This is a genomic window from Mycoplasma sp. Z386, from assembly GCF_054343375.1.
The window spans coordinates 1-10,951 of record NZ_JBTGVC010000027.1; the positions used below are offsets into that span (position 1 = coordinate 1).

General features: G+C 23.9%; 9 protein-coding genes. 3 read left to right on the top strand and 6 right to left on the bottom strand.

Annotated elements, in window-relative coordinates; all coding sequences use genetic code 4:
* Window positions 1–118: 118 nt before the first annotated feature.
* From ACXX85_RS03675 to ACXX85_RS03695, 5 genes are read right to left on the bottom strand one after another with little or no spacing between them, the layout of a single operon-like run.
* A complete protein-coding gene (locus ACXX85_RS03675) occupies window positions 119–1,201 on the bottom strand; it encodes a class I SAM-dependent RNA methyltransferase (protein ID WP_458560660.1) in 1,083 nt (360 codons plus the stop codon).
* Window positions 1,191–4,343 (bottom strand): AAA domain-containing protein, encoded by a 3,153-nt coding sequence (locus ACXX85_RS03680; protein ID WP_458560661.1) that lies wholly within the window; start codon window positions 4,341–4,343, stop codon window positions 1,191–1,193. The genes ACXX85_RS03675 and ACXX85_RS03680 overlap by 11 nt, the downstream gene beginning before the upstream one ends.
* A gap of 10 nt (window positions 4,344–4,353) precedes the next feature.
* A complete protein-coding gene (locus tag ACXX85_RS03685; protein WP_436358971.1) occupies window positions 4,354–4,716 on the bottom strand; it encodes a hypothetical protein in 363 nt (120 codons plus the stop codon).
* Window positions 4,700–5,623: a nucleotidyltransferase gene (locus tag ACXX85_RS03690; protein WP_436358973.1), complete on the bottom strand. Its 924-nt coding sequence runs from the start codon at window positions 5,621–5,623 to the stop codon at window positions 4,700–4,702. Before ACXX85_RS03690 ends, ACXX85_RS03685 begins: the two co-directional genes overlap by 17 nt.
* Window positions 5,624–5,673: 50 nt before the next feature.
* Window positions 5,674–6,741, bottom strand: coding sequence for a YitT family protein (locus tag ACXX85_RS03695; RefSeq protein ID WP_436358976.1), 1,068 nt, complete (start codon window positions 6,739–6,741; stop codon window positions 5,674–5,676).
* Between the two features lie 185 nt (window positions 6,742–6,926).
* Between ACXX85_RS03695 and ACXX85_RS03700 the strand changes: the two genes are divergently transcribed.
* Window positions 6,927–7,586: a deoxynucleoside kinase gene (locus ACXX85_RS03700; protein ID WP_436358978.1), complete on the top strand. Its 660-nt coding sequence runs from the start codon at window positions 6,927–6,929 to the stop codon at window positions 7,584–7,586.
* Complete coding sequence (locus tag ACXX85_RS03705) at window positions 7,586–9,136, top strand: MATE family efflux transporter (RefSeq protein WP_436358980.1); 1,551 nt, start codon at window positions 7,586–7,588, stop codon at window positions 9,134–9,136. Before ACXX85_RS03700 ends, ACXX85_RS03705 begins: the two co-directional genes overlap by 1 nt.
* Window positions 9,137–9,324: 188 nt before the next feature.
* On the opposite strand, the gene pfkA is transcribed toward ACXX85_RS03705, so the two are convergent.
* On the bottom strand, window positions 9,325–10,305 hold the full coding sequence (gene pfkA / locus ACXX85_RS03710; protein ID WP_436358982.1) for a 6-phosphofructokinase: 981 nt from the start codon (window positions 10,303–10,305) through the stop codon (window positions 9,325–9,327).
* A 240-nt stretch (window positions 10,306–10,545) separates the two neighbouring features.
* On the opposite strand from pfkA, the gene ACXX85_RS03715 reads away from it, so the two are divergent.
* Window positions 10,546–10,860 (top strand): thioredoxin family protein, encoded by a 315-nt coding sequence (locus tag ACXX85_RS03715; RefSeq protein ID WP_436358983.1) that lies wholly within the window; start codon window positions 10,546–10,548, stop codon window positions 10,858–10,860.
* The last annotated feature ends 91 nt before the right edge of the window (window positions 10,861–10,951 follow it).

Here is a 10,951-nt window from a genome sequence, read left to right on the forward strand (position 1 = left end):
AGAATATAAATATTACTTTTTAATCCTATAAATCATTAATTAAAGAATGGATTTATGTTGAAATTCATAAACAAAAAACTCCACTTAAAATAAGATGGAGTTTTTGTTATAACATATTTTATTTTTTGGTTAAAACTATTAAATTTTCAATGTGAAAAGTTTTACAAAACATATTAAAAATTTCAATATATTCAATTTTATAGTTTTCTTTTAGAAGAGAAATGTCATATGCTTGTGTTGAAATGTTACAAGATAAATAAATGATTTTATCAGGTAGCAACCTTTGTAATTCATTTATTACTTCTTTCTTTAAACCAGTGCGATCAGGATCTACTATTATAGTTTTCCCTTTTAAAGAATTTAAATTTTTTAAATATTTATAAACATCTTGATTGAAAGGAGTAATATTATTTATTTTATTTAAGTTAATATTATATAACATATCTTTATATGAATTTTTGTTTATTTCAACCGCTTCAATAGTTTTAGCTTTGCTGCTTATAAAACAAGCAATTGAACCAATTCCTGAATATAAATCTACTACTTTAGCATCTTGATTTATAAAATTTTTAATTCTGTAATAAGCTTCAAGAGCAACTTCTTTATTCACTTGATAAAAAGAACCAATGGAAACCTTAAAACGAAGGTTTTTAAAATTATCAAAAGTAAAGATATTATCTTTTTTGTGTCCTTCAATTTGAGTTTCAAGTTTTCTTATAATAATTTTCCCTTTTTGATTACTAAATGGTTTTATATCTGTTAATAAAAAATCATCTAAATAGAAAATTTCATTTGAATTTTTCTTTTTTAATCCACCATCAAATAAAGTAATTTTATTTCGGTATCTTAACTCTTTCCTTCCTTGAAAATAATTAATTTTATATTCATTTAAATCTATTTTTGCAATTTGTTTAAATACAGAAATTAAATTATAAATTTTATATTCCTTTTCTGCTTCTTTATTCATATGCATTAATTCATATCCACCTATAAAATCTGCATTTTTAGGGATTTCAAGATTTCTATTTTTATCTGCTATTATTATTTTTGTAACTCTACCTATATAATAATTTTTTTCTTCTTTTATAAAGGTAAATTCCACAGTTTCATTTAAAATTGTAAAAGGTAAATAAACAGGTTTTTGATTTCATAAACCAACACCTTCACCTTTTTGATTATAAAAAAATATTTTAGTTATCATCTCTAGAAATCATTTCTTTTATATTGTTAATAATTTTTTCTTTGTTAATTAATCAATCTATTTTTTTAATTTCGATTATTTTGTAATTTTTAGCTTTTAAAAAATTATTTTTATCTTTATTGATTATATAATTTTCATATGAATTATAGCTACTGTAATCATCGATTGCAAATGCTACCAGTATTTTATTTTTTTCATTAGTGATTGCTAAATCAATATTTTGACTACCAATAGAAAAATCTTTTTTGACATATAATTTTTGAGTTTCAAAAAAAGAATCAGATTCAAAAGTTTCATAAATTTCTTCTTTTAATTTATTATGAATTTGGATTTTGTTATTATTTTCACTTTCTTCTTTAAGTTCTAAGTTTAAATAATTAGTTCTTTGTTCGTTTGTTAATTCTAAAAATAATAACCATTTTTTAAATAAAGCAATATCTTCATTTTGATTATTGTTTTCAATTTCTTCTGCTTTTAGCGACTTAATTACAATTATTTTATCTTTTGCTCTTGAAACAGCAACATTTAAAGCGTTTTTTCCGCCTGAACGTGAAACATAAGTGGTATGTAATGCAGTGGTTTTATCATAAACAACAGAAATTATTAATAAGTCAGCTTCATCACCTTGAATGTTTTCTATGTTTTTCAATAAAACTTTTTCACTAATTAGAGCTTCTTCTAATTCTGGATGATTGTTTAAAATTTGATTTTCAATATATTCTCTTTGGGAACTATTAAAGGTTAAAAGAATAATTTTCTTATACTTGTTTAGGTTTTCTTTTGTTTGTTCAATTGCAATTTCTGCTTCTTTTTTATTGATTTTATTTTCTCATACACCATCTGTTTGAATAACTTCAATGGAGTTATGATTTTTTGTATTAAATTTATCTATTACATCAAGTTCTGAATTATAGAAATGTTTTGATGAAAAAGTCATTAATGAAGCATAATTGGAACGATAATTTTTATCTAGTAAAATACTATAAACACCTTTAAAAACCGCATAATTTAAGATGGATTCAATGTTTCCTAATTCAGCATCTTCTACATTGCTTCGTGTTGAAAATCAACTTGTAGGTTGCATTTGTTTGTCATCACCAGCAAAAATTTTGATTTTTGCTAAATATAGTATTGGAAATGCTTTTTCAATAAAGATTTGTGATGATTCATCAAGGATAACATAGTCAAATTCATTTTTATCTCACTTACTTAGTTCTGTATCTACTGAAGAAATAATAATAGGATATAATTCTTTAATAATTTGGTGGTGTTCAAGAACAAATTTATAAGGATCTCTATGTTTTGTTCTAACTGCAAGAACAAATTTTGAATAAAGTTTTTTCATCTCCTTATTTTGATTAATTTTTTCTAGTTTTTTAAATAATCTATAAAAGGTAAAGTTTACAAGTTGTTCTTCATTGGAAATATCTTGTTTTGAGCTTTCAAAAACAAATTCATAGAAACTATTAATGTCACTCAATTCTTGTGGAGTTAAAGAACTTAATTTATCGGTTATTTCTTTTAAATTCCCATTAAAATTATGAATTTCTTTTTTAATAATTTCAATATCTTGTTTATCTTCATCAGTTAATTTTTTAAAAATTTTTTGAAAGAAATTGTTTTTCTTTCCTGATTTTGCATCTAAAATAGCTCACTTTAATTTTTTAATATTTTCTTTAAAATCATCTGTATTAATACTAATATTTTTACTAATTTTATATAAAGATTCAATTGTATTTGGAGATAAAGATGCCACATTTTTCTTTATAAAAGAATAATTTTCAATTTTTTGTTCAAGATTTTCATTATTAGCAAATTTATTAAATAAATCTATATATTCTTTTTCATCATCATAAATAATTTTCAATGATTCAATATTGGATTTATTTTCAAAATTTTCTAATATATTAATTAATTTTTCTATAGGTTCATAGAATGTTGCTTTATTCATAGAATTATCATTTAAAATAAATAAGCAAAAAATTGATAACTTATTCATTCTATCTTTTAAAACATCTAAAGCAGCTTTTTTCTGAGAAACAACAAGACCTTTTTTATCAAAAATAATAATATTAGCAATAATATTAGAAATAGTTTGTGATTTTCCAGTACCTGGAGGACCTCAAATTATGGTATTTTGAGAAAGAGCTGATACTGTTGCTTTATCTTGAGAATAATTAGTTTTATTTATTTTTACAAAGTTAAAAACTTTATTAAAGATTATTTTATTAACTTTGTTTTTGTAATTATTTTTATTAAAGTCAACATCTAAAATTTCATCTAATTCATCATTTTCAATAATTTTTTCCATTATTTTTCTTTGGTGACTTCCGAATGAATTAAAAATTCCTAAAACCATACCAGGGTGAAAATGTAAATTATTATCAATTAAATCCACATTAACTTTGGAAATATTATTTTTAAAAGTTTTAATATTGAAATTTGATCAATTAGTTTTTATAACTTTTTCCAATTCTTCAATAGATAATCTAGAAACATCAATATCCACTCCTAGTAAATAATTTCCTTTTTCTAAAACTCAAATTAATTTTTCATTAATTTTAATTTCTCCATCAGAAAATAAAAAAGCTTGTGAATTAGAAATATCAATATTAACTTCTTTAAAAAATAAAGGAGCAAATATTTTTCTTTTTTCAATTTCAACAGAAACAAAAAGCATTCCTATCTGCATTGGTCAAATATTTCTTTCACTATTTAAACTTCTTGCTTTGGTTAAAAATTTCTTTCATTTATAACTATTTTTCTGTATTTTTTCTTTTAATTCGGATTGCAGTGCTTTATTTTCTTTATCAAAATCTTTTTCTAATTTAACTTTTGTTTCTGCACTTAAAATATCATTATTTTTTATAAAAATAGATTCAACTTCTTCAACAGAAGAAGCGTCTTTTATTTCATTTACTATTTTTTTTAAGTTGTTTTCAGTTAAGGCAACTCTAAAATTTGCTTGTGTATAGATTTTTTCAAATTGTTTTTGATCAAACAACTTGAATACATCCATAAAATCATGATCATTTATGTTAACAAAAAGCGATGTATCAAATCTATCTACATCAAATAAGTTGTCTAAAATTCTTTTATAATTTTCTTTATTTTTCTTTATTACATCAAAGTTGATATTCATATTTTTCCTTTTACTTCATTATATTTTCAATTTCTGTTTTTAGGTATTCAGCAACGTTTCCTACTATTAAATTAACATAAGTACTAGAAACTAAAACACCCGAAATTCCTTTTAATTTTTGTATTTCTTCAGCTTTAACTAATTTAGTGTTATTTAAATAAATTTTAATTTTTTTATGACTATTTTCTATTTTATTAATGTTTTCTTTTTTACCAAGAAGTTCAATTAATAAAGCAACATTTATGCTTGTTTTATAACTTTTTGATAATTGATTTTCTGTTTTGTTTTTGGATTTATTTTTTCAATAAATCCAAATAAAACCCAAAGTTATTATTGTTAAAAAAACAATTAAAATTTTATCTTTTGTTCTCATTTTCATCTCCTTTTTTATGTTTTTCAAGTAGAATATAAAGCATTACCCTTTTGATTCTGCTACTTGTATATCTTCTGGAATTACATTTATTTACAAATTCATCATAAGTTTTTTCTTCTATATGCTTTTTAAATAAATTTTCCATTCCTTCACTAATCATTGGATTTAATTTCAAAATTTCTGCAGGGGTATTTCTTACAATATCTTGAAATTTAGAATAATAATTTTCTATCCTATCAGGAATTTTATCAAATTTCATAGGTGTATATTTAGAAATATCTTGTTTTTCAAAAATCATTTTCCTTATCAAACTTGCTGAAGCAAATTCGTTAAAAGTGGTTTCTGAGTGAAAATCAACTGTTCTTTGCATACAAAAGGCTTGAATTGGATAATTATTGAAGACAATTGATTTAACATACTCTAATCCTAAAATATCGTTAGGTAATCTTATTTCTTCACCAGTTAAAGTTTGTAAGGCTTTTGCACTTGAATTTGGAAAGGAAAACCCTTCTTTTAAGTATTTTTTAACTAGTTTATTATAAATTTCTTCATTATAATAAATAGTTTCAGCAATTTTGTATAAATTATCAACATTATTTGATTCACTTCCAAAAATAAGTTTATCAATTTTTAAATCATTAATGATTTTTAAAGCACCATTTGCAAAAATATGGGCTGCTTGAGTTGCATATTCAAAGGGTAATTCGACAACAAAATCAGCACCATATTTAAGTGCTTGTTCTTTTCTTTTTTCAAAAGAAGCTACTGCCATTTCCCCTCTTTGCACATATTTTCCAGAAAGTATGATGTATATTTTGTCACTCGGGAAATTTTTCTTAACATATTCTAGTTGATATTTGTGTCCGTTGTGAAATGGATTATATTCTGCTATTATTGCTATTGCCATAAAATAATTTTATTAAAATCTGTAAAAAAAAGAATAAAATAATTTAAAAATTATTCTATTCTTGAGGTGTCAAATAAACCACTTGTTTCTAAAACAGGTTTGATAGAGATTCAAATGCTTGGATCAACATTTTTTAATTCATTTACAATGTATTTTACTTCTAAATATAATGCAATAGTTTTGATTTTATATGTTGGTTTTCCTGTATATCCAGAAATCCCTTCTCATAAATTATAGGAATGTCAATATTTCATAACTTTTAAATGAGCAAGAATTTTTTCAGGCTCAGAAGTGTGAAAAGTTAATTCCACTTTTTTGTATTTTGGATAAATTAAGTTTACTATCATTGATGTTAGGAATATATACATAATAGTGGAAACAACTTGAATTCCTAAAATTTTATGTATTTTTCCTTCTCCAATATTAAAATAACCAAGTGTTCCAAAAAGTACTAATGAAACAAAAGCTATACTAATAGAAATAGAAAATAATATTTTTCCAATTGGTTTTCTTTTTTTAGTTGAATAGTAATAAGAAATAAAATCTGTCCCTCCACTTGAACCACCAAATTTTCAAGCAAGACCAATTGAAACTCCTATTAGTACAGAACCTAAAAAGGTATAATATAGAATAGGTCATAAATCTGTGTTTAATTCTAGTGCTTTTACTACATCTCAATTATCAGATTCAACAGTTATATGGTTACTTAAAAAGTCATGAACTACTGTTATATTAAAAAATAAATTTCATAAGTTTTGAAAAATCATTCAAATTATCGTTAAATACATAAAACTTCTTTTTAAATGTTTTCAAAATAAAATGATTAGCGGTAAGTTTAGTGCTAAGTAAAGTAAAGAAAAATAATGTTTTGTTTCACTAAAAATATATGTAATAAGAGTTGGGATAGCTGTTAATCCAGAAGGAATTGTTTTAGCTTTTGCAAGTACAATTACTATTGAAAAAGTAAAAAGAAAAGAAGAAACCAACATCATAAAGATTGAAAAAGGTTTCTTTTTACAAACATCAATAAAATTCTTAGGATTATTATCACCAGTGTTAATTAATTCATTTTCAAGTTTTTTAATTTTTTTAATAAAAGTATTATCGTTTTTTTTCATATTATTCCTATGTGCTATTTACGTTAATATTTTATATTTTTTTCAAAAAAAATAAAAAAAATTTTCAAAAAATAAAAAAAAGATTTCTATAAAATGTTTTTTTGAAATTATTGCTTTTTTTATTTTGTTTTTTTAAAAAAATGTTTATTATTAAATTACACACAAAAAAACAAGGAGTAAATAAAATGGTTATAGGTATTAGCGGAATGATTAGTAGTGGAAAAAGTACACTAACATCATCTTTAGTAAAAAAATTTCCAAATTCAGAAATGTTATTAGAATTTAATGAAAACGACGAAGTTTTCAACACATTTTTAAAGTGATTATATGAACAAAGAGAAAATTTGACAATTGGTTTTCAAACATACATTATTGAAAACCATTCATCAATTTTTGCAGATAGACTAAATAAATTTAAAGAAAGAAATCTAAAAAACAAAGAAAAAGGATTTTTTTTCTTAGATAGATTTTCAATTGAACATCACATCTTTGCTCAAATAAATTTAGCAAAAAAAGAACCTAAATATATGAGAGCATATGAACTAGCTTTTAGAGAATTGATTACACCAGAAGAATTTCCTGATCTTGCAATTTTTTTAGATATTTCTTTTGAAACATTTAAAGAAAGATTTTTCAAGAGAGAAAGAGCTGTAGAAACAGACAATTGAGAAAAAAATAAAGAATATTTTGAAGTTTTACACAGAAATTACAAACCTTATTTTGAAAAATTATGTAAAGAATTTAACTTAAATTATGTTGTAGTAGACACCAACGGTTTAAATGAAGAGCAAGTGGAAGAAAAAGTTATTGAAATTATTAAAAATTACTCGAAAAATAGAAAATAATGATAACGACGAGAAATAAATTTTTATCCTTCATTTTATCGTTTTTCCCTTCTACAAAAGAACGTTGAAAATTATATTCAAAAATCGCAATACCTGTAGTATTGTCCGGTTTTTTAGTATCTTTAAATGGTTTTATTGATAATTTTATGGTTACAGGAATTTCAGGTGGTGTTTCAGCATTAAATTTTGCAAACGCATTCACCGGAATTATTGGTGGAATTTTAATAAGTTACAATGCAATTGGAATGCCTTTATTTGGTCAATTTTGGGGCGCCAAAAAATCAAAAGAAACAAAAGAAGTTTTGAGAACAAGATATTTAATTTCTTTTGCTTTTGGACTTATATTTTCAATTATGATTTTAATATCTCCAGAATTTTTTATAAAGACGATTGCAAAAGATAATAATATAGTCAATGGAGAGCATAGTCAAACTTATTTAGATATTGTAAAACAAGCAACAGATTATATAAAAATAATTGTTATATCTTGAATTTTAATGTCTATTTCTTTTACTACTATTTCTTTATTAAGAGAAACAGGTAATGGTGGAATTTCATTATATATATCATTAACTAGTTTATTAACAAATATAATTTTAAATTTAACATTAATACCAAAATTTGGAGTTGTTGGTTCTGCATGAGCAACTGTTTGTTCAGGTATTGTGAGTTTAGCTGTAAGTTTAGTTTTTATGGGACTCAAAAGTAAAAAAACACTTGTAAATCCTTTAAAAATATTTAAGATTAGCAAAAAAATATGAATATTATTTTTAAAAAGAATACCAAGTTTTCTTTTATCTTCATCTAGCTTTGTTTTTATTTCCATAAGAACTTTTTTATGAGCAGCAGGTTATAAAGTTGGTTCATTGGGTTATGGAGAATATAAGGAGTACTGAGGACTTGGTGCTGCAGCTATTTTAGGAATAACAACATCATTAACCAATATCTTTACATCGACTTTTGGGATTATAGGTGCTAATGTCACGTTGTTTGTTGGAAAAAAATTAGGAAACAATGAAATTGAAGAAGCAAAGAAAAATGCTAAAGAATTAAAGGGATTTCATTTTGTAATTGCATTAGGTTTATCATGTATATTTGCGATTTTAATTATATTTATTCCTTTTATGAAGTTCTTTTCTTCTGGTGTTGAGACTGGTTTAGAAGAGCAATTAAAACAAATAGGGGTATCACAAAATATAATTGATAAACAAAAAGAGTTAGCTTCAGCATATTATTTAAAAGAAATACAACTAACATCAATTTCAATTGCTATATTTAATCCTATATGAATAATTTTTAGTTCTAGTGTTAGAACTATGGAAGCGGGAGGAAAAAATAATTTAACTTCTATATTACAATTTGGTTCAGGAATTGGTCAAATATTGTGATTAACTTTAATAGTTTTTGTTTTTATACCGAATTTTAATTTAAGTTTAAATTATCAATTTGCCTTTTATTACTTTATTTTATTCACTTCGGACTTAGTAAAATTATTTATTTATGAGTTGTTTTATTTTAAAACTAACTGAGCAAGAAACATTACACATTAGAGAAAGAAATCAGTATTAAATTACTGATTTTTTTAAAATAAAAATTTGAGTTTAAACTCAAATTCTTTATTATTTCGTTTGTGCAGCTTTTGCTGCTGCTTTTTTAGCTTCTTTTCTAATTTTTTCTACTCTTTTAGCTTTTCTTTCAGCCATTTCTTTTCTTCTAATTCTTCTCATTTTTTCTCCTATTATGATTGATTTAATTTATTGAATTTTATTGTTTTTTCTTTATTACTTTTTCTTGGTGCTTGTAAAGCTTCTAATATAGGTGTAGCAACAATGTCACCTTTATTAACACCTATTGCAACTCCAGATTCACCTTTTTTAAGTAAGTCAACAGCTTTCATTCCCATTAAAGTAGCTAAGATTCTTTCTTGTGCTGAAGGATTTCCACCTCTTTGCACATGTTCTAAAGCCATTGCTCTAGAAGAAATTCCTGTTTTTTCTTGAACAAAACTTGCAATTTCTTTTAGATTAGGATAAATAAATTCGCTAACTATAGCTATCACACTTCTTTTTTTCATTGTTTTAATTTGGTGTTCAACAACTTTAGCAATTTCTTCTTTAGTCATTGTTAATTCGTTTGTAATAATAATTTCAGCACCAGTTGCTAGACCAGAATATAAAGCTAAATCTCCAGCACCGTGTCCCATTACTTCTAACATTAAAAATCTGTTGTGTGAATTTGAAGTATCTCTTAATTTATCTACAGCTTCAACTATTGTGTTTAAAGCAGTATCATATCCGATTGTGAAATCACTTGATGTAATATCGTTATCAATTGTGCCTGGTAATCCAATGGTTTTAATTCCAAGTTCGTGTAGTAATTGAGCTCCCATATAAGAACCATCACCACCAACAACAACAAGTGCATCTATTCCTAATTCTTCTAAATTTTGTTTAGCAATTTTTCTTGTTTCTTCTTGTTTAAATTCAGGGAATCTTGCTGAAAAAATAAATGTTCCACCTTTTGAAACATAGTCATCAACATTAAATTTTGAAGCAGGAACTATATTTTTTTCATATAATCCTTTATAACCTTCAAAAACTAAAAAAGGTTCTATTTCATTTGCTAGTGCATGTTTAACAACTGCACGAACAGCATTATTCATCCCAGGTGCATCACCACCAGAAGTTAATATTGCAATTTTTTTAATTTCTTTTTTCATTTGTGTCCTTAATAAATAACTATTAAATTATAAATTTTTTTTAAGAAAAATCAAAAAATATTTTAATATTTTTACTTATTTTTTTCCATTTTTAGTTTAAAAATAGTTTTTAATTGTTATTTTGAATTAAAAAAGTTAATTTTTTCGCATTTTTTTCATTTAAAACAACTTTTTTGTATTTTTTTCTTAATTTTCCTTTACAATTTATTTGAAAATATTTAAATTAATAAGGAGACAAAAATGTTTGTAAAAGATGTTACAAAAGAAACATTAGCACAAAGTATTGAAAATGGAAAAGGAGTGCAACTATTAAATTTCCATGCTACTTGATGTGGTCCATGTAAAATGTTGGCACCTGTTTTAAAAGAAGTTGCAGAAAAAATGAACATTGAAGTTTATAAAGTAGATGTAGATCAAGATAGAAACTTCGCAAGAGAAATGGGAGTTTCAGGAACTCCAACAACTTTTATTTATAAAGATGGAAAATTAGTTTCTCACATTGTTGGTTATGGTGCATATGAACAATTTTCAGAAGCACTAAAACAAATTATTTAAATTTAAAAAACTTAGTTTAAAAACTAAGTAAAGTGTGACAATTTATTGGGACACATTTTACCAGTGATATCACTGGTAAAATTTTTTTACT